This is a genomic window from Candidatus Krumholzibacteriia bacterium (genome assembly GCA_035649275.1).
Classification (GTDB): Bacteria; Krumholzibacteriota; Krumholzibacteriia.
On the sequence record DASRJW010000010.1, the window covers coordinates 1 to 19,487 of the forward strand.

16 protein-coding genes are annotated in these 19,487 nt (G+C 67.4%); 1 reads left to right on the forward strand and 15 read right to left on the reverse strand.

What is annotated here, in order from left to right:
- The first annotated feature begins 157 nt into the window (after nt 1-157).
- Nucleotides 158-991, forward strand: a complete 834-nt coding sequence (locus VFE28_00540; GenBank protein HZM14462.1) for a uracil-DNA glycosylase — start codon at nt 158-160, stop codon at nt 989-991.
- Nucleotides 992-1,038: 47 nt separating this feature from the next.
- Here VFE28_00540 and VFE28_00545 read toward each other — a convergent pair whose 3' ends face one another.
- The 15 genes from VFE28_00545 to VFE28_00615 form a co-directional block, all read right to left on the reverse strand.
- Nucleotides 1,039-2,163 carry a dipeptidase gene (locus tag VFE28_00545; protein HZM14463.1) on the reverse strand — a complete coding sequence of 375 codons (1,125 nt, stop codon included), beginning with the start codon at nt 2,161-2,163 and terminating at the stop codon, nt 1,039-1,041.
- 46 nt (nt 2,164-2,209) lie between these two features.
- The gene (locus VFE28_00550; protein HZM14464.1) at nt 2,210-2,914 is read right to left on the reverse strand and encodes an ATP-binding cassette domain-containing protein; all 705 of its coding nucleotides are present in this window, start codon (nt 2,912-2,914) and stop codon (nt 2,210-2,212) included.
- Nucleotides 2,915-3,075: 161 nt separating this feature from the next.
- Nucleotides 3,076-5,043, reverse strand: coding sequence for a selenocysteine-specific translation elongation factor (gene selB / locus VFE28_00555; GenBank protein ID HZM14465.1), 1,968 nt, complete (start codon nt 5,041-5,043; stop codon nt 3,076-3,078).
- Nucleotides 5,044-5,074: 31 nt separating this feature from the next.
- Complete coding sequence (locus VFE28_00560) at nt 5,075-5,698, reverse strand: hypothetical protein (protein ID HZM14466.1); 624 nt, start codon at nt 5,696-5,698, stop codon at nt 5,075-5,077.
- Between the two features lie 141 nt (nt 5,699-5,839).
- Nucleotides 5,840-7,645, reverse strand: coding sequence for a hypothetical protein (locus tag VFE28_00565; protein HZM14467.1), 1,806 nt, complete (start codon nt 7,643-7,645; stop codon nt 5,840-5,842).
- Between the two features lie 29 nt (nt 7,646-7,674).
- Nucleotides 7,675-9,012 carry a BamA/TamA family outer membrane protein gene (locus VFE28_00570; protein HZM14468.1) on the reverse strand — a complete coding sequence of 446 codons (1,338 nt, stop codon included), beginning with the start codon at nt 9,010-9,012 and terminating at the stop codon, nt 7,675-7,677.
- 154 nt (nt 9,013-9,166) lie between these two features.
- The gene (gene murA / locus VFE28_00575; protein HZM14469.1) at nt 9,167-10,441 is read right to left on the reverse strand and encodes a UDP-N-acetylglucosamine 1-carboxyvinyltransferase; all 1,275 of its coding nucleotides are present in this window, start codon (nt 10,439-10,441) and stop codon (nt 9,167-9,169) included.
- A 130-nt stretch (nt 10,442-10,571) separates the two neighbouring features.
- On the reverse strand, nt 10,572-11,792 hold the full coding sequence (locus tag VFE28_00580) for a trypsin-like peptidase domain-containing protein (protein ID HZM14470.1): 1,221 nt from the start codon (nt 11,790-11,792) through the stop codon (nt 10,572-10,574).
- A complete protein-coding gene (locus VFE28_00585) occupies nt 11,789-12,715 on the reverse strand; it encodes a cytochrome c (GenBank protein HZM14471.1) in 927 nt (308 codons plus the stop codon). Before VFE28_00585 ends, VFE28_00580 begins: the two co-directional genes overlap by 4 nt.
- Nucleotides 12,716-12,919: 204 nt before the next feature.
- The gene (prmC, locus tag VFE28_00590) at nt 12,920-13,789 is read right to left on the reverse strand and encodes a peptide chain release factor N(5)-glutamine methyltransferase (protein HZM14472.1); all 870 of its coding nucleotides are present in this window, start codon (nt 13,787-13,789) and stop codon (nt 12,920-12,922) included.
- A 7-nt stretch (nt 13,790-13,796) separates the two neighbouring features.
- Entirely contained in the window at nt 13,797-14,867 is a 1,071-nt protein-coding gene (gene prfA / locus VFE28_00595) for a peptide chain release factor 1 (protein HZM14473.1), read from the reverse strand.
- A 31-nt stretch (nt 14,868-14,898) separates the two neighbouring features.
- Nucleotides 14,899-15,879: a DUF1385 domain-containing protein gene (locus VFE28_00600; protein HZM14474.1), complete on the reverse strand. Its 981-nt coding sequence runs from the start codon at nt 15,877-15,879 to the stop codon at nt 14,899-14,901.
- A 109-nt stretch (nt 15,880-15,988) separates the two neighbouring features.
- The gene (gene rpmE, locus VFE28_00605; GenBank protein ID HZM14475.1) at nt 15,989-16,216 is read right to left on the reverse strand and encodes a 50S ribosomal protein L31; all 228 of its coding nucleotides are present in this window, start codon (nt 16,214-16,216) and stop codon (nt 15,989-15,991) included.
- A 27-nt stretch (nt 16,217-16,243) separates the two neighbouring features.
- Nucleotides 16,244-17,497 (reverse strand): transcription termination factor Rho, encoded by a 1,254-nt coding sequence (gene rho / locus VFE28_00610; GenBank protein ID HZM14476.1) that lies wholly within the window; start codon nt 17,495-17,497, stop codon nt 16,244-16,246.
- Nucleotides 17,498-18,029: 532 nt separating this feature from the next.
- Nucleotides 18,030-19,208, reverse strand: coding sequence for a tetratricopeptide repeat protein (locus VFE28_00615; GenBank protein ID HZM14477.1), 1,179 nt, complete (start codon nt 19,206-19,208; stop codon nt 18,030-18,032).
- Between the last annotated feature and the right edge of the window lie 279 nt (nt 19,209-19,487).

The following is a 19,487-nucleotide window of genomic DNA, read 5'->3' on the forward strand; positions in this document are numbered from 1 at the left end:
GCTGTGCTCAGCCGCGTCACCGCCGCCACCGCGGTTGCAACCGGAGGCGAGGAAAGCGACCGCGAGAAACACACTGGCAAGACGCATCGCGGCATTCATGGGCTCACTCCTGCTCTCGTTTCGGACCCTGCAAGCGACGGCATGGTATCGTGGCCGGATGCAGCGACGCAACAGCGGGAAAGTCGCGCGGCGCCGCGCCGGCCGTGGCGCCGCCAGTGACGTTGCATCCAGCGCCGGGGGTTTGGCGGCGATCGCCAGCGAGGTTGTGGCCTGCCACCGCTGTCCCCGCCTGCGCCGTTACTGCGAGACGATCGCCCGCACCAAGCGCCGCGCTTACCGCGCCGAGGAATACTGGGGCAAACCGGTGCCGGGTTTCGGCGACCCCTTGGCACGGCTCTGGATCCTGGGCCTGGCCCCCGCCGCACATGGCGCCAATCGCACCGGGCGCATGTTCACCGGCGACTCGAGCGGCGATTGGCTCTTCGCCGCCTTGCACGAGAGCGGCTTCGCTCGCCTCGCCAGCTCGGCTTCGCGCCACGACGGCCAGCACCTGACCGCTGCCTACATCAGTGCGGTGGTGCGCTGCGCGCCGCCGGACAACAAACCCCAACCAGACGAGGTCGCTGCCTGCTCCGACTTCCTGACCCGCGAGCTTGCGGCGCTTCGCAATGTCGCAGTGCTGCTCTGCTTGGGGTCGATCGCGTTCGCTGCCGCCCTGCGTCTCTTGCAGGCGGCGGGATACGCAGTACCGCGGCCACGTCCGCGCTTCGGCCACGGGGCGGAGTACCTCCTGCGACCACGGGCAACGACAACGCACCCGTCGTCGCCGCCACGTGCCCTGCTCGTCCTTGCTTCCTACCATCCGAGCCGCCAGAACACCCAAACGGGCCGCCTCACCCGACCCATGTGGCAGGCGATCTTCCGTCGGGCCCGGGCCGTGGTGGAAAACGCCGCACCTTGGACACATTCAAATCGTGGTTTCGCCGGGTGAAGGCTCAGGTTCCGGTGCAGGCTCGACCGGACGGCCGTGCTGATTCTTCAGCCGCAAACGTCGGCGAAGAAGCGCAGCACATTCTCACCCAGGATCTTGCGGATGTCGGAAGCGGCGAAGCCGCGTTCGAGGAGGAGCTCCGTCAGGTGCGGTAGCTGCGACACATCGGGCATGTCGTCGGGGAGCGCGTTGGTGCCGTCGAAGTCGCTTCCCAGCGCCACGTGGTCCGGGCCGGCAAGACGCACCAGGTACTCGATGTGGTCCACGATGCGCGCGGCCGGCACGGGCACGTGTCCCATGCAGCCGCGCAGCACCTGGGCCTCGAGCTCCGTGCGCCGCGGGTAATCGAAGCCAAAGTCGCGCTCCAGGGCATCCAGCTCGTTCTTGCAGCTTTCCTCCGCCGCCTGGCGGCGTTCCCAGTAGGTCGCGTCCAGGAAGCTGCTGTAGAAGTTGACGCCGATCAGGCCGCCCCGCGCTCCGAGAGCGCGGATCTGCGCATCCGTCAGGTTGCGGAAATGCGGCGAGAGCGCTCGGGCATTCGAATGCGAGGCCATCACCGGCATGTCGGAAACGCGCAGCACGTGCCAGAAAGTGCTTTCGGCCGCGTGCGACAGATCCACGATCATACCGAGCTGGTTCATCCGTCGCACCACGCGCTCGCCGAGCGGCGTCAGGCCCCCGTGGCGCGTGCCGCGTAGAGTTTCTTCCTTGGCAGCATCGGCCCAGTCGTGCGTGTTGTTCCAGGTGAGCGTCATGTAGCGCACGCCGCGGCGATGGAACTCCTCGAGCTTGTCGAGTTCGTTCTCGATGGCGTGGCCCCCCTCGACGCCGAGAGCGGCGGCCACGCGGCCCTGCGCCACGGCCGCCTGCGCCTCCGCCGCCGACCGCACCGGGGCGATGGCGCCGGCATGCAGGCGCATCTCCCGGTCGAAGGCGTCGAGGAGCTCGCTCGCCCGCGTAAAGCTCCGCTCCGGCGCGCCGTCCTTCGCCAAGTACACCGTGTCCACCCAGACGGAGAAGAACTGCAGATCCACACCACCTTGGCGCAAACGCGGCAGGTCGACCTGGCCCGAGGCCGTGGCCAGGGATTCCCCCATCGCCAGGTATTGCAGGGTGTCGGCGTGCAGGTCACAGACGGTGGCTTCCCGATGCAGTGCGGCGCTGGTGCTCAAGAGGAACTCCTCGGCGGTCGAAGGCGGTCTTGCCCGGTCCAAGCATTCACGGCATGGGCGCGTGGCGCCGTGGATCCCGCTGCGGATCGGGCAACGGCGCCGGCACCAGGCCGCGTTCGTCCAGCCGCCACAGCGCGGTCAGGAGCTGCCCGAACGGCGTCAGGGATTCCCCGGCCACGACCAGCGTGTGGCTCGCGTCCTCGTCCAGCCAGTGGTAGAGAGCGGCGAGGAGCCGCTCGGCGCTCGCCGCGTCCGCTCCGAGTAGCGGCTCGTCGAGGAACAGAAGGTGCGGCTGGGCCACCGTCGCCGCCGCCAGGCCCAAACGGAAGCGCGACTCCCGGTCGAGAACCGCCGTGACCGTCTCTGCGGTCTGGTCGAGCCCGTGCTCCTCGAGTTGCAGCCGGACCACCTCGTCGAGGCGGGCTGCGGGCAGCCCTTTCTGCCTCGCCTCGAGCTTCAAGTTGTCCGCCGCCGAGCGCCAGTCCAGCAACGAATCGCGCCAGCCGCTGGCGAAGCCGACGTTTTCCCACACCCGGCGCGGCTCACGGCGGAGGTCCAGACCGAGCACCTCCAAGGTGCGGCCCTGTCCCGGACGCTGACCCGAAAGAATATGCAGCAGCAAGCTCTTGCCCACACCGGCCCGCCCGACGATGCCGACGACCTCACCGAGGCGAACCTCCAGGCTCACCGGACGCGACACCACCTGCCGTCCGGGGAGCTCGAGGTCGTGGATGCGCAGCGCCGTTGCCACACCGCAAACCTAACGATCCGCCGCCGCGCCTCGCAACAAGAGCCTTGCCGCGCCCCGGGCCGTCGCGCACGACGGTGGCCATCGCGGAGCGGGGAATGTCGAGAGCGTTGCCGAGGTGCGAGCGAAAGGGGGGCAGACACCGATCCGAGCCCGTCGGGAAGTCACGCCGGCGGGCGTTGCACGAGCGGCCCCGGTTTGCGGACATCTCCTGCCCGCGCCGTGATGCCCTTGCGGTCGAAGTACTCGAGCAGCGGGACGGAGTACTTGCGCGAGATCCCCGCCATGTCCTTGAAGTCCGCCATGGTCATGACCTCGTGGGTGCGGAGAAAGGCGAACAGCTTGTCCGTGATTCCGGCGAGCACGTCGTGGTGGTAGAGAAGCGATTCCGTCACCTTCACCAGCGTGCCGCTTTCTTCCAGGACGCCAGCGTAGGCAGCCAGGCGGTCGCCGAAGCCGTGCTCCTTCTGCAGTTCCGCCGCCGTCGGGGGCGAGACGCCTGCCTCGCGCAGCACCGCTTCCAGCTTGGCCAGCGCTTCCCGGTCCTTGGCCGGGAGGTCGCGCTCCGGCGAGCCGACGCGTACTGCATCGGGACGTAAATGAAGCGCCGGCTCACTCGCCGGCAGCGAGGTGAGAAGCTCGAGAAGCTCGTTGAAACGGGCCCGCGTCCCACGGTGGCCGAGCCGCTCCTGCAGCTCGGCCCGGCCGATGCCCCAGGCGAGCGGGTGCAGCTTTTGATACGCCTCGGCCAGACGCTGTACCGCGGCTCGCGTCTGCTCGAGAAGGCCGGTGTCGTACAGCGTCTCGCTGGCCCGGACGATCCGGTTGCTCTGCAGCAACGTGGCCAGGAGTGGATCCAGCTCCTCCGCCGGGACCAGGCGCGCGCGCAGCAACTCGCTCCGGCTCCTTCCCTCGCTGCCGGCGCGCTGGATGGCGTCGAGGAGGAGCGCCCCGGCGTCACCCCTCTCTTTGAGCTGCATCTCCTCGAGGACGGCGGCACGGAAGCGCTTGTGCTTGGCCGGCGTTGGATCGAGGACCCGGGCGCCACCCAGGGTACGCATGGGCGAATAGAAGCGCAGCACCATGGCATCGCCGCGCTCCGTCGCCAACGGTTGCTCCAGCCGGAGCTGGGCCGACGCCGATTGCCCCGGCTCCAGGGCTTCCCGATCCAGGAGTGCCACGCGCCCGAGCACTTCCGCCGCTCCATGGTGCACGCGCACTCGGGTGCGATGCGTGAGCGGCCGCCCGAAAGACGGCAGCACGAAGAGCTGTACGTCGAGCATCCAGCTCGCCTGCAGCATGCCCGGAGCGGCGGCGAGCATGCCGCGCTCGACGTCGTCGGCTTTGAGCCCATGCAGGTTGATGGCGATACGCTCGCCGGCGAAAGCGCTCTCCCGTTTCTCCCCGTGCACCTGCAAGCCCCGCACGCGGGCTTGCAAGCCCCGCGGCAGCAGCTCGAGAGTGTCGCCCTCCCGCACCGTGCCGGACCAGGCCGTGCCGGTGACGACGAGGCCGACACCGGAAAGTCCGAAGACCCGATCCACCGGCAGGCGGAAGAAGGTATCCGTGGGTTTCGGTGGCAACTGCGCCGTCAGCGCGTCGAGCGCCGCCCGCAGGTCGTCGAGCCCCTGGCCGGTGCGGGCCGAGGTGCGCACGATCCGGGCGCCCTGGAGGAAGGTGCCGCGGACGAGGTCCTCGATCTCCGCCATCGCGACCGCAGCGGTTTCCTCGTCCACCAGGTCGCACTTGGTGAGCACCACCACGCCACCGCGCAGACCCAGGAGTTGCATGATGTCCAGATGTTCGCGCGTCTGCGGCATGACGCTCTCGTCGGCGGCGACGATGAGCATGCCGAGATCCATGCCCGCGGCGCCGGCCACCATGGCCTTGACGAAGCGCTCGTGCCCTGGCACGTCCACGAGACCGACGCAGTCACCGCCGGCCAGGAGCAGCGGCGCGAAGCCCAGCTCGATGGAGATGCCGCGCTCCTGCTCTTCTCGCAGCCGATCGGTGTTGACGCCGGTGAGGACGCGAACGAGCTCGGTCTTGCCGTGGTCGACGTGGCCGGCGGTGCCGACGATGATGTGCCGGTTCTGGCGCATGCTCGAGCCCGCGACCCGTTCCACCGTCACGGCGGCGCTCGCCGGCACGGGGCGGGCAACTCTAGTTGAAGGTGGCGGAGAAACGGAGGCCGACGCTCACGCCACTCCAGTTGTCGTTGACCCCGTCCTCGGGAATCGAGTGCATGCCGATGGCGCCGGCCAGGCCCAGACCCCAGTTGGCGCTCACCCACCACTCTTTGCCCACGGTGGCGTCGAACGCCAGCCCCAAGTCGATATCGGCGGAGCTGAAGCCTTGGAGATCGAACTCCAGCTCGCCGAAGCCGAGGGTTCCCGAGAGATACAGGTTCGTGGGCATGAACCAGTAGGTGACGCCGACACCGGCGGCGGACATCGTGACGTCACCATTGAGGCTGCCGGCGGAAGACCCGTTCACATCCAAGTCGGGATCGCCGATCCTCCAGGCGAAGATGGTGCCGTGCAGCGCCAGGTTCTTCCCCACCATGCCACCGATGGCGATGTTCAGGTCTCCCGAGAGACCCGAAAGGTCCGTGTTATCGCCGTTGTTCTCGTCCACTTCCGTCGAAGCATGGCCGGGGCCGCCGGAGAGTCGCAGCAAGAAACCGTCATGCCGGTGCGGCGCCTTGCCGCACCAGGCCGTTCCGGGGCACGCCAGAATCAGGGCCCATACCGCGAACTTCGCGCCGAGGCTTGGACTGCGATGCATTGCTTCCTCCCTACCCGCGCCGCGGTGGCCGCGGCGAAACCGTCGCGCATTGTACGCCAGGGGCTGATCCGGGGCATGGAGGTTTTTCCTTGAGGGTGCCTAAGCCCTTTATATGGGATCTCAGCTGAATCCTGTGTCGTCTCAGGAGTCGTGCTCGATGCGGACGATCCGCGGCGCGCCACCAGCCTGTTGCTGCAGCGTCACCCGTACTGCGGGCGTCCAACCTGTTCCCAGGGCGGAATGGATGGTGACCTGGAGAAGCCTCGTCGCAGGAGCGCCGTCATCGCCTGCCTTCGTCCCGTTCTTGCCGCCGCTCGCGGCGTCGCCCGAGAGGTGCGCCGTGGCGTTCCCGCTGGCGAGCGCGGCGCTCAGGGGCACCGCCGGCGACTCCAGGTCGAGCGTCTGCCCCCGTCTGCCGTCGCTCTCGATCACGGCCCGGTAGTGCCGCGCCGCCTCGAAGCCGTAGCGCACGGCGAGATCGTCGAAACGCAGCTGCATCGCGCCGCCCGCATCCGCCACCTCGAAGCGGTCCAGCGGGTTCACCTGCGCGAACCAGTGGCGGCCGACGCGATCGCGTCGCTCGATGAGGACGCGGGTCATCGTTTCCGTCGCCAGGGGCTCGGTGAACTCCGCCGCTTCGACAGCGGCGCGGATGTGCGCATCGCTGAAGTTCATGACCATCTTGGCACCCCAGAAACCGTCCTGCGGTGTCAGGTTCTCGAAGGCCGGGTTCGGGTAGTCGGGTCGCCAGGAGCCGGGATCGAAGTGCTCGGCTTCGAAGCGGCCGACGCCGCGGATCACGGGATACTCCACCCCTACCCAAGGACGCTCGTAGAGCCCGACGCTGGCCAGCGACTTGAACATGGCGCCGTAGTCCACCAGGTACTCGAAACCCTCGCTGCGCAGGTTGACGCCTTCCGCAGCTTTGCCCCGGCTGCCGAGGGTGGCGCTGAAGTCGATGAGGTAGTGCTTGACGAAGTGCCGGCCTTCCTCCTCGACGAAGAAATCCATGGCGTTGATCTGGCGCGAATCGTTGTGGTTGAGCCAGGCGCAGAACACTCGGTAGGCACGCAGCTCGCGCCGGTGCTCGTGGGGGATCACGTCGTTCGGGTCGTCCTTGCGCCGCCCCAGCCACGGCGGTGGCCCGAGGGGCTTGCCGCCGATGAGGCGGCTGGCAATGGCGTGCAGGCCGCCGCCAGCGGCAGGCGGCACCTTGGAGAGGATGAGGTCCAGATCGGCGCGCGTCATGGGCCGGCGCTTCTTGCCCTGGCGCACCGTCGCTTTCGGGTCGATCTCCAGGATCGCTGGATCGAAATCCACGATGTAGTTCTCCGGTACGTGGTAGCCGAGGGCCCAGAAGAAGCGGGTGCTGATCGCTTCGGCACCCGTGGACAGCTCGGGATCCGTGAGGGGATCGAACTTGATGACGAAGCGGTGGCCGCCGGGGTCCTCGATGGTGAAACCCGGCGTGACCCCCTGGGTTTTGGCTCGCACGATCTTCCAGGGCCCATGCGTATCCGGTCCGACGGGTGCGTTGGGGCCTTGGCGCAGCTCTTCCGGCGTGATCTCGCGGCTACCGACACGATGGGTGAACCAGGTGGAATCCTGGATGTCGTCGAGGGGTGTGACGTTGAGCGCTTGCTTGGGGGCCCCCCCCAGGGCGCGGAAGTGCCGCGGCAGGTCGAAGATCTGCTTCACCGGCTGGTAGACCGAGCAGTCGACCACATCATAGTAGTCGTCCCGCACACGCTCCTTCGGCTCCGGCACATCGTAACGATCGTCGTCCTGCACCGGGATGGGAGCCAGCGCCAGTCGCGGCCCGCCGCAGGCTCCGAGACCGAGAGTGAGGGGGAACGCGAGCCACCAGGCGCGCCGCCGGGCAGACGCCGAACGCCGGCGCGGGGCTCGGCTCGCCTCCTGCCAGGGTTGCCCACATCGGGTTCCCATACCGCGTCCTCTGCTGCCGCCGACACGCATCAGTGCAAGCTCCCGAAGCCGATGTGTACGCGGCTGTCCTCGTTGCTCCAGGCGAAGTCGGTGCGAAGCAACACTCGGCTGCCGGTCACGATCCGGAAACCGAAGCCGCCGGTGGTCTTCAGATCGTGCCATTGCACTTCCTCGAGGTTGGGCAGCACCGTGCCCACGTCGCCGAAGGCCAGGGCATCGATGGCCGTGCCGCTCTCGAGGCCGATGGTCCAGAAGGGGAAGCGGTACTCCACGCCACCGGTGAGCATGTCCTTGTCGGTGAAGCGATAGGTCTGCACGCCGCGCAGAGTGCGACTGCCGCCCAGGCGTTCGAGGCGGAAGAAGGGGATGTCCGCGTCGGCCAGGTTGTCGGTCACCGCGGCGGCGACGCGCAAGCCCAGCACGCGGCGGATTCCCGGGAGCGGCACGTACTGGCGCAGCTCCAGGTAGTACTTGGCGAAGCTGTTCTGTGTCTCCCCCACGCCGCCCACGATGTGGGCGCCGGCACGGGCGTAGCTGCCGTGCTCGGCGTAGGTCGGATGGTCGCGCCGCTCCCAGACGAGAGAGGCGCCGCCCTCGACGAAGTCGAACTGCCCTTCGAGACCTTCGATGCCGGAGAACGCGTCCTGGGACGGCGGGAATTCATCGCTTTCCCCGCGGCGGATGTCGTCGCGCGAGTAAGCGACGTCGAACAGCAAGCGCACCGGTCCCTTGCCTGCGACCTCACCGATGAGCGCCCCGCTCCAGAGGCCCCGCTCGTAGTTCGAGCGCTGGTCGAGATCGCTGTCGAGGCCGAGGCCGTAGAAGGACTCCTGCGCCAGCTCCAGGTACTGGCCGCGCAGCCAGACGGCCGCCGCCCCTACGTGCAGCGTATCGAGCTGGGCGAAGTACTGCTGGTAGCCGCGGTTGGTGGCACCAGCGAAGAAACGCAGGTTCACCGGGCCGGTGAGGGAATGGGGCAAGCGATAACCCATGCCGCCACCGAAGCCGCTGTGCCCGGTCTCTAGCCGGAGGTCGAAACTGACTCCGCGCGCCTCGGCCGCGATCAGGTTCCTGTTGATGCGGGCGATGAGCGGATCGGGCTGCTTCTTCACGACCCAATGTTCGAGGGGAAAATTGAGGAGCTGGAAGGGTAGCTCGATGAGGCGCACCGGGAGCATGGCGACGGTCTTCGCCGTGGGTGTCGCGTAACGCTGCTGCCGGGCGGCGAGACCCTGCTCGTCGCGTTGCGGCCGCTCCTCCTGGGGCGGGGCCACCTGCGCTGGGGCCGCCAGCGGCAGGCACAGCAAGCCCAGGAGCGCCACCAGCGCGGCGCGCCGGCCTCCAACTCGCGGGCTCGCTTTCGGCATGGGGCGTGGATTCTCCGTCGTCAGGGACGAGGGTCACAAGAAACGGGACACGCCACGATACAGGAAGGGGTGGGCGGTCGCAATGCAACGCTGGGCGGTCGGAGAGGGCGCGCCATGCGCGCAGCGTGGCCGCGAGAGGTCGCTCGCGGCGGACTCACACCTCTGCCGGATCGCGCTCCCGCCCGCGTTCGATGGCTGCGCCGAGGGCGGCAAACTTCTCCTCGATGCGCTCGTAGCCGCGATCCATGTGGTAGACGCGGGAGATCACCGTGCGACCCTCGGCAGCGAAGGCCGAGAGGATGAGCGCGGCGCTGGCGCGCAGATCCGTGGCCATGACCGGCGCACCGCTCAGGCCCTGCCCGCCGGTGACGACCGCAATGTTGCCGTCGAGACGGATCTTCGCTCCCAGCCGGCGCAGCTCGGGGACGTGGGTGAAGCGATCGGGGTAGATGGTCTCGGTGACCAGACTGACCCCGTTGGCTCGGGCCAGGGCTGCCATGATCTGCGCCTGGAGATCGGTGGGGAAACCCGGATAGGGCGCCGTGGTGACGTCCACCGGTTGCAGCGTGCTGCTGCCATGGACGCGCACCCAAGTGTCGCCGACTTCGATCTCCGCACCCATCTGTTGCATCTTCTCCAGGAGCGCGTGCAGGTGATCGGGCCGGCAGTGCTCGACCCGCACGTCGCCGCCGGTCATCATGCCGGCGATCAGGAAGGTCCCGGCTTCGATGCGGTCGGCCATGACGGCATGCTCGAGGGGCCGCAGCTCGCGCACGCCCTGGATCTCGATGCGGTAACCCCCCGCGCCCTCGATGCGCGCCCCGGCCTGGTTCAAGGTCTCGGCGATCTCCGCCACCTCGGGCTCGCGCGCCGCATTCACCAGCGTCGTCTTCCCCTGGGCGAGCACGGCCGCCATCATCACGTTGATGGTGGCGCCGACGCTGGAGATCTCGAAGAAAATCTCCGTGCCGCGGAGTCCATGGGGGGCTTCGGCGATCACGTAGCCGTGGGAGAGGGAGATGCGCGCCCCGAGCTTCTCCATCCCCATGAGGTGCAGGTCCACCGGGCGCGGGCCCCAGGCGCAGCCTCCCGGGAGGCTCACCTTGGCGCGGCCCTTCTTGGCGAGCAGAGGCCCGAGACAATAGATGGAAGCGCGCATCGTCTTGACCAGCTCGTAGGGCGCCTCGCAGTAGTCGTAGGTGCTGGTGTCGATGCGGAGCGTCCCGCCGGCATGCTCGACCCGGGCGCCGAGAACGCGGAGCAGGTGCGCCATGGTGGCGGTGTCGCGCAGGTGTGGCACGCGCTCGAGACGGCTCGTCCCCTCGGTCAGCAACGCCGCAGTCATGGCGGGAAGCACGGCGTTCTTCGCCCCGCCCACCGCCACCGTGCCCTCGAGCCGCACCGGCCCATCGATCACGAAGCTGTCCACGACTCCCCTTCCTCGTGAGTACCAGTACCTGATCGGAAGGGAACCATCAAGTCGAGAGGCTGCAGGGCGGCAAGGTGCTGCTCTGCGAGCCACCTCAGTGGCTCGCGTGCCGTGATCCAGAGTCTCCCATTCATTTCGGCCGGGCCGCTTCGGGACGCTCTTCGACCACGAGTTCTTTGAGCACGATCTCGCCGGCGCGGAAGATCTCCAGCTTGGCGGTGCGACCGATACCGGTCAGGTGCAGTTGCTCCTGGAATCGGTACACCGAGAAGAGTCGCCGGCCGTTGAAGCTGATCAGGAAATCCCCCGCACGAATGTCCGCTCGGGAAGCCGGGCTCGGATCGAACACCGCGTCGATGTAGATGCCGAAGCGCGGCCTCACCAGGCTGCGGAATGCCTCGGGAGTGGGGAGGCGCTGGCGCAGGTCGACGATCTCGAGAACCGCGATGCCGAGCCACGGGGACCGGAGGCTCTTGTTGGCCCGGATCCCCTCGTAGATCGGCGTGACGATGTTGATCGGCAGGGCATACTCGAGGCCGTCGAAATCCGCTTGTCGTGGCGGTCGCGGGGTGGTGATGCCCACGATCTCGCCACGAATGTTGACCAGCGGGCCGCCGTAGGCCTCGGGATGCAGCTTCATCGACGCTTGCAGATACGTGGCGCTGAGCTGTTCCTGGTAGCAGCGCCTCTCGGGGAGTCCTGCGAGAACGCCAGGCGAGAAGAACTTCGGCGGGCCCTCGGGATCCCCGAGCGCGAAGGTCCAGTAGCCGACGCGCAGGCTATCGCTGTCACCGAGCACCGGCGGTGCGCACGGGGGCAGCTGACGTGGCGCGAGCCGTACGAATTCCAGCACCGCCACGTTGAGGGTGGGTTCGACACCGAGTACCTGGCTCATGAGGTGTTCCCCGTTATGGAGTTCGACATCGACCAGATCGGCCGGCTCGCCGCTGGGCCTGATCACGAACTGGCGCAAGGTCAGAACGTGGCAGTCTGCCCCGAAAATCACACCGCTGCCGGAATGGAGTTTCTGGAAGCCGGGGTACTGTTCGGGTTCGCCGGCTTCGAGCCACTGACCGGGCTGGTGGGCAACGGTGTCGGGGAGGGCCTCCTGCCCCTGCCCCTCCTGGCGTACGTAGCTCGTGATGCAAACGACGCTGGGGGAGACGCGCTCCGCCACAGAGGCAAAGGCGTCCTGCAGACGGGTCGCCGCGTCCAAGGCCTGTCGCGCGCGCGGGTTCTTCGCTTTGGGCTCGCTGCTCGCGCCGGTGGCTCTGACACCGAGCGCGACGCCCAAGCAGGTCAAGAAGAGAAGCAAGCGGCGCAGGGCCGTCGGCAAGCTGTCGACCTTCACGGTGACACCGCCCGGCGTGCACTTGCCACGGCGGCTTCCTTGGCCTCGAGGCTCGTGCCTCGCGCCACGAACCAGGCGCCGAGCTCCGCGTCGGTGAAGGAGGCGAGCTCCGACAAGCTCGGCAGGCGCGCCGAGGGTGAACTCGCCCGCGGCGGGCGCGACGGCGCCGCAGAAGGTTGATTCGAGTGCCGCAAGGACATCACATGGAAGGCCAGATCCCAGCGCTCGTCCTCGGTCAGCGACTCGAAGGAGGGCATCGCCGTTCCCGGGACCCCGAAGGTCATCACATTGAAGACCTGGTAGGGAGACAGGGTCTCGCTCAAGCGGGGGGTGCCAAAATCCAAGGGAGGCGGGCTCAGGGTGAGCGCCAGCGCCGTGCGCGCGCGGCCGTCGCTGCCATGGCAAGCGGCGCACCCCTGTTGGAAGAGCTCGGCGCCGCGGGGGAGGTTCGGCGGCTGGCTCGGTGCCAGGCGCAGCGCGTAGGTCGCCACCAGATCGTCGCGCAGCCGCCGGACCGCGCCGCTCACCGCGGCCGGTGGCCTCCGCTCCGCAACAGCGTCTTGCAAGTCTTCGAGATCCTGGCGCAGAGCGGCGCCGCGAGCGCGTTTTGCCGGCGTGTCGACTGGGTTCGTCGGCGCGAGAATGTTTCCCACCTCGTCGAGAATCTGGTTCTGCTCCAGGAACTCTTCCTCGTTGAGGATGTTTCCTTCGGCGTCGACCGCGACCGCATAGTCCCCGAGGACGTACTGCAGCAGACCCAAAGCTCGATGGAGCTCGGGTTCCTGCCCTGCTGTAGCCCCCGTCAGGCCGGGGGCTTTGGCTTGGCTCGAGCTGTCGGCTCGGACGATGTGCTGAGCGACGAAAGCGCTCGCCAGGAGCAGGAGCGCCATCGCTCTGGAGATCCCTTGTTCATGACGTCGCATGATGTCCCTGCAGGGAGTGCGCTCCGCTCCAGGGTCGCCGTGCAACGCATGTGCCACGGTTGCTCCGACGTCAGGATTCCTGCCAGGCGGGAGATGAGTGCGGGCTCCAGAGGCACGTCGAGCCCGAACCGATGGGATCTGGAAGGGCGCGGAAGGCCCGAGGCCAAGGTTCTCGCGCGCCGGCTTCACGGCGCCGCGATGCTCCTAGCGCAGGCCGAGGACGACGCGTTCGTGTCCGGCGTAGTCCCGGAGCACCGTCACGTCCTGGAATCCTGCGGCGACGAACAGTCCGCGGACCGCCGCACCTTGGTCGGCGCCGATCTCCACCGCCAACGTTCCCCCGGGAGCGAGAAAGCGCACGCCCTCGTTGCACAAGAAGCGGTGGAAGAACACGCCATCCTCGCCACCATCCAGCGCCACGAGGGGCTCGTGGTCGCGCACCAGTGCCGGGAGACCTGCCAACTCGTCACTGCGCACGTAAGGCGGGTTCGACACCAGGGCATCGAAGCTCGCCTCCAGCTCCGGCGCCAGCGCCGCGAAGGCGTCGGTGACCACCACCTGCACGCGCGCTTCGACGCCGTGGCGCCGGCAGTTCTCCCGGGCCAGCGCCGCCGTTTCGGCGCGGAGCTCGGTGCACCACACCTCGGCGCGGGGCAGCGCCGCGGCGAGCGACACGGCGATGGCGCCGCAGCCCGTGCCGAGCTCCAGAAAGCGCGGCGGTGCCAGGCGCTTCGCGAACCTCTGCCTCACCGCTTCCACCAGGATCTCCGTCTCCGGTCGCGGGATGAGGGCACGGCGATCGGTGCGGAGAGGGAGCCCCATGAACTCCGTCTCCCCCACCAGGTACTGGAGCGGCTCGCCCCGCGCATGGGCGCGCACGAGCCCGCGATAACCATCCAGCTCGGCGTCGTTGAGCACGCGCTCGCCGGCCAGGTAGAGATCCACGCGCTTGCAGGACAGCACGTGGGCGAGCAGGCGCTCCGCTGCGAGCCGCGGCGCACCGGCACCGCGCGTTTCGAAGTAGTGCGCCGTGCTGCGCAAGAGGTCGAGGATCTTCCAGGTCTGCACGCTCATGGCCGGCTCACTGCGCGGCCAGCAAGGTGCGCTGGTAATCGGTGATGAGGGCCTGCACGAGCTCGTCGAGCCCGCCGTCCAGGATCTCGGTCAGGTTGTGCACAGAGAGGTTGATGCGGTGGTCCGTCACCCGGGACTGCGAGAAGTTGTAGGTGCGGATCTTGTCGGACCTTTCCGCCGTACCGATCTGTGCCCGGCGCTCGGCGGCGCGCTTCTCCTGCTGCTCGGCTCGCTGCGCTTCGTACAGCCGCGACCTGAGGATCTTCAGGGCCTTTTCCCTATTCTTGAGCTGCGAGCGTTCGTCCTGGCAGCGCACTTCGATCCCCGTGGGCAAGTGCACGATGCGCACCGCCGAATCGGAGGTGTTGACGTGCTGGCCGCCAGGACCGCCGGCGCGGGTGGTCTCGATCTGCAGCTCCGCGGGGTTGAGCTCCACCTCCACCGCTTCCATCTCCGGCAGCACCGCCACGGTGGCCGTGGAGGTGTGGATGCGACCGCTGGCCTCGGTCTCCGGCACCCGCTGCACCCGGTGCACACCGCTCTCGAAGCGCAGCCGCCCGTAGGAGCCGGTGCCGCTGATGTTGAAGATGATCTCCTTGAAGCCGCCGATCCCGGTGGGGTTCGAGGCCAGCACCTCGACCTTCCAGCCGCGGCGCTCGGCGAAGCGCTGGTACATGCGGGCCAGATCGGCGGCGAAGAGTGCCGCTTCGTCACCGCCGGTCCCGGCCCGGATCTCCACGATCGTGCTCTTCTCGTCCAGCGGGTCCGGCGGCACCAGCAACACCTCGAGCTGCCCGTGCAGCTCCACTTCGCGCGCTCGCAGCGCCTCGGCTTCCTGCCGTGCGAGCTGGCGCATCTCGGCGTCGTCGCTCGTCTGCTGCATCTCCAGCGCCTGCTGGCGCTCGCCGACGACCTTGCCGTACTCGCGCGCCACCTCGACCAGGGTGCGCAGGCGCGCGTGTTCCCGCGACAGCTCTTGCAGCCGCTTCGGGTCGCGCAGCACTTCCGGCTCGCCGAGCTGCTGCTCGATCGACTCGAAGCGCGCGATGATGCCCTGCAGTTTCTCGGGTGTGATCATGGCCGTTGCCGTCTGCCGCAGGGGGCGGCGTTCAGGCTCCGGCAGCGGCAGCCTGCAGCGCCCACTCCGGCGACTCGATCTTCAGGCCCTCGTAGACCAAGCATGCCTTCACCGCCACCATCGCCACTTCCACCTGATCCAGAGTGGGTTCCTTGGTCGTGATGCGCTGCAGCCACAGGCCCGGCAGGATGATGGGCCGCATCCAAGTCTGACAGCGCGGCCGCCCCGAGAGCTTGATGAGCTCGTAGGCGATGCCGCCGATGAGAGGCACGCAAGCCAGGCGCAACAGCCGCTCCCCCATGTTCTCCGGCCGGCCGAGGAAGCTGAAGACGACGATGCTGGTGAGCATCACCAGGAGAAGGAAGCTCGTGCCGCAGCGCGGATGGAAGGTGGTGAAGCGCAAGGTGGACTCGGGCACGAGGGGCAGTCCCCCTTCGAAGACGAAGATCGACTTGTGCTCCGCCCCGTGGTACTGGAAGACACGGCGCATCTCCTTCCACAGCGAGATCCCCCAGATGTAGGCGAGGAAGATGAGCAGCCGGTAGAGGCCGTCCACCAGGTTGAAGGCGATGCCGCCGCGCACGCCGGTCCACTCCGTGAGCAGGAGCGGCACATAGAAGAAAAGACCGATGCCGCCCACCAGGGCCACGACGACGGGGAGCGCCAGCGTCAAGGTCTGGGCCCAGCCCTTGGCCTTGCCCGAGCTCTTGCCCTCCCCCGCGTCCGCCGCTTTCTTCTCTTCCTCTTCCATCGCTTGCTCGGCGGACCAACTGAGCGATTGCATCCCCAGGTAGAGCGTCTCCACCAGGTTCACCGCGCCGCGCAGGATGGGAATGTCGAGGAAGCGCAGGCGGGCGGTGACGCCGCGGAAAGGACGGTGCGTCACCTCGATCTTGCCGTCGGACTTGCGTACCGCCGTGGCCACGGCCGCGGGCGAGCGCATCATCACGCCCTCCAGAACCGCCTGGCCGCCGATGGTGAAGCGTGGAATGGGAAGGTTCTGCTCGGGCACCGGGGCTCCCGGGGGTCTTGGTGTCGGGGACGGTCCTGCTCTGGCATCCGGTCGGTCCGCCGGGCCGCGGCGCGGAGGCGCGCCGCCGGCGCACACCAGCGTGGCGCGCCTAGGCCGGGCCGGCCGCCGCGGGCTTCTTCGCCTTGGCGTACTTCTGGCGGAAGCGCTCGACCCGCCCTGCCGTGTCCATCAGCTTCTGCTTGCCGGTGAAGAACGGGTGACAGTTCGAGCAGATTTCCACGTGGATCTCCGCCTGCGTCGAGCGGGTCTCGATGACGTTGCCGCAAACGCAGACGATCCGCGCGTTCACGTACTCCGGGTGGATTGTGCTCTTCATGCTTCTCCGATCCAGGGAGGCTCGCGCCTAGCCGGGCGTGTTCATCGATTCCAGGAACTTCTTGTTGCTGCTGGTCTTCGACAGCTTGTCGATGAGGAACTCCATGGCCTCCACCGACGGCTTCTCGTCGAGGAACTTGCGGAGGATCCACACCTTGTGCAGCACCGGCGGCTGCAGCAGCAACTCCTCCTTGCGCGTCCCGGACTTGTTGATGTCGATGGCCGGGAAGACGCGGCGGTCGGCCAGCCGGCGGTCGAGGACGAGCTCCATGTTGCCGGTGCCCTTGAACTCCTCGAAGATCACTTCGTCCATGCGGCTGCCGGTCTCGATGAGGGCGGTGGCGATGATGGTGAGGCTGCCGCCGTTCTCGATGTTGCGCGCCGCGCCGAAGAAGCGCTTGGGCTTCTGCAGGGCATTGGAGTCGACGCCGCCCGAGAGGATCTTGCCGCTGTGGGGCACCACGGCGTTGTGGGCGCGGGCCAGGCGCGTGATCGAGTCGAGGAGGATGACCACGTCCTTGCCGTGCTCCACCAGCCGCTTCGCCTTCTCGATGACCATGTCGGCGACATGCACGTGGCGCTCGGCCGGTTCGTCGAAGGTCGAGCTGACCACTTCACCCTTCACCGAACGCTGCATGTCGGTGACTTCCTCGGGGCGCTCGTCGATGAGCAGCACGATGAGCACGATCTCCGGGTGGTTGCTGGTGATGGCGTTGGCGATCTTCTGCAGCAGGATCGTCTTACCGGCCTTGGGCGGCGAGACGATCAAGCCACGCTGTCCTTTGCCGATCGGCGCCAGCAGGTTGATGATGCGGCAGGAGATTTCGTCGGCCAAGGTCTCGATGTTGACCTGCTCTTCCGGGTAGAGCGGCGTCAGGTTGTCGAAGAGCGTCTTGGTCTTCGCCACCTCGGGGTTTTCGTAGTTCACCGCTTCGACCCGGAGCAGGGCGAAATAACGCTCCGTGTCCTTGGGCGGACGGATCTGGCCCGAGACGGTGTCCCCGGTGCGCAGGTCGAACTTCTTGATCTGCGACGGCGAGACGTAAATGTCGTCGGGGCCGGGCAAATAGTTGTAGTCCGGGGAACGGAGGAAGCCGTAGCCCTCCGGCAGGATCTGCAAGACCCCCTCGGAGAAGATGACCCCGTTTTTCTTGGTCTGGGCCTCGAGGATCTCGAAGATGAGCTCCTGCTTCCGCAGCCCGCTGGTGTTGACCAACTTCAGGTCGGTGGCGAGCTTCAGCAGGTCGTCGATCTTCTTGTTCTTGAGCTCGGCGATGTCCATCACCATGCCCTGCCCCCGCTGCTGGGAGGCAGCCTCGCGGCTGATGACATCGGTCTCTTCATGGTTATTGCCGGCTGCTTCCACCGTCGGGGCCATCGCCGATGGCCCGGTGTGCGTGCGCCGTGTGGGTCTGGTAGGCACTGGCTTCATCCCGTGGGTTTGAAGGGATCGTGGCTCAGGTCGGTAGGTCACCTTCCGCCCGTACTTGAACTCCAACCGCGTCAACCTCTGGCAGTGGTCCTGCCGCAAACCTCGAAGGTGAACTCGACCACTGAGCGACCGATTCCCGTCGGCAGGCTTGCACGGACCGTGCGACTGAGGAGGGTATGGCCGGGAGCGGATGCGGTTTCGTGTACCGACACTAGCCCCCGGCTCGCCGCTTTGTCAAGGGTCTCCTCGACCCCGAACAACGAGACCGAGGCGGGACCTCTGGAGCCGGGAGATTCCGTAAAACTACAAACCCCATAAAACTGCAAACCCCATGCCACGCCGGGACCATCCGCCCCTCCGGCGCAGCCTTCCATGGTCCAGCTCAGCGCCCGCCCTTGAGGTCCTGGTACTCCTTGAGATCGCGTGCCGCCCCGGCAAAATCCCCGACACCACGCTTGCACAATCCCCGCACCTGCCAGTATTCCGGCCGCTTGGCGTCGAGACCGATCAGCTGGTCGGCGATCTGGATGGCCTTCGCATAGTGCTGCTTCGCCGTCGGCATGTCACCGCCTTTTTCCGCCTCGTCGCCGACCTGATAGGTGGTGACCATGAGGTTGAACATGGTCGGCTGGTCATCGGGCTTGAGCTTCAGGACCTTCTCGTAGTTGAGGATGGCGTCGTTCTTCCGTTTCAGCTGCGACAGCGCGTTCCCCAGAGCGGAGTAGTTGGCGACATCCTTCTCGTCGATGACGTTGAGTCGCTCCTTGAGGCTCAGGGCGTCCTGATAGTACTTCGCGGCGTTGTCCCAGTCCTGGGCGTTATAGAAACGATCCGCCACGGTCAGGATGAGCTGGTGGTTTTCCGGACTGAGCGAGATCGCCTTCTTGTACGACTCCTGGGCCCCGGCCACATCGCCGCGCCGGTACAGCACCTCGCCCTTCGCCTGGTGCACGGTGACGATGACTTCCTTCTCCTTCGGATCGAGCTCGAGCACCCGGTCGAGGTCCTTCACCACCACTTCGGTGAGGCTGGTGAACTCGGCTTCGTTGCCCGCCTTCTTGGCGGCATTGGCCTGATCCAGGAGCGCCTGGGCATGCTGGTAGTAGCCCTGGTAGTTCTCCGGGTCGGCGATGGTGGCCAGTTTGAACTCGGTGGCCGCGGTGGGGTGGTCGTTGTTACGCTGGGCGATGACGCCGCGGTTGAAGTGCCGGCCGAACATGGAGACGATGTTCTCGTCCGACGAGGCGCCCCAGCTGACCTCGGCGAGCTGCTTGGCCTTGGTGAAGTGGTCGTAGGCCATGCCGAGCCATGCGGCGGAGGAGTCGGCGTACCCTGTCGCGTCGGTGGCGACGTCGTTGTCCTTGCCGTAGTAGGCCGCCCCCATGAAGTAGTGCGTGTCGCCGTCGTTCGGGTTCTGGGCCAGGGCCTGGGTGCCCTGCAGGATCGCTTTGTCGTACAGCTTCTGCTGCACGTAGATCTTCATGCCCGTCTTTTCCTTCGACGCACAGCCCAAATACCCCACGGCCAGTGCGGCGACGACTGCCATCGTGTATCGACGCATGCTCGTTCTAGCCTCCTCGAGCGGGACGCCCTTGCATTTGTGACCGAAGCGGACAGCAGCCTGTCGCCTGCACGCTCGTGTGGGACTTCGGGACTGGGAACGCGACCGTGCGAGGCGTCGGATGGACCTTCCAGGCCGGTGCGCTAGGCTGCGTGGCCACGGCCCGCGGCGCGGGCCTCAGGGCGCCTAGCTCGACCTTCGTGGCCGCCTATATTTAAGAACCTGCCGGGGCCGTGTCAAGACACGCAAGCGGCTGTGGTCTCTGTCGTTGCCCTGTCC

Excerpts from the sequence above, each read along its gene's own strand:
- VFE28_00540 (HZM14462.1), top strand. The coding sequence starts at position 158 with ATGCAGCGACGCAACAGCGGGAAAGTCGCGCGGCGCCGCGCCGGCCGT.
- VFE28_00560 (HZM14466.1), bottom strand. The coding sequence starts at position 5,698 with ATGCATCGCAGTCCAAGCCTCGGCGCGAAGTTCGCGGTATGGGCCCTG.
- VFE28_00565 (HZM14467.1), bottom strand. The coding sequence starts at position 7,645 with ATGGGAACCCGATGTGGGCAACCCTGGCAGGAGGCGAGCCGAGCCCCG.
- VFE28_00570 (HZM14468.1), bottom strand. The coding sequence starts at position 9,012 with ATGCCGAAAGCGAGCCCGCGAGTTGGAGGCCGGCGCGCCGCGCTGGTG.
- VFE28_00585 (HZM14471.1), bottom strand. The coding sequence starts at position 12,715 with ATGCGACGTCATGAACAAGGGATCTCCAGAGCGATGGCGCTCCTGCTC.
- prmC (HZM14472.1), bottom strand. The coding sequence starts at position 13,789 with ATGAGCGTGCAGACCTGGAAGATCCTCGACCTCTTGCGCAGCACGGCG.
- prfA (HZM14473.1), bottom strand. The coding sequence starts at position 14,867 with ATGATCACACCCGAGAAACTGCAGGGCATCATCGCGCGCTTCGAGTCG.
- rpmE (HZM14475.1), bottom strand. The coding sequence starts at position 16,216 with ATGAAGAGCACAATCCACCCGGAGTACGTGAACGCGCGGATCGTCTGC.
- rho (HZM14476.1), bottom strand. The coding sequence starts at position 17,497 with ATGGACATCGCCGAGCTCAAGAACAAGAAGATCGACGACCTGCTGAAG.
- VFE28_00615 (HZM14477.1), bottom strand. The coding sequence starts at position 19,208 with ATGCGTCGATACACGATGGCAGTCGTCGCCGCACTGGCCGTGGGGTAT.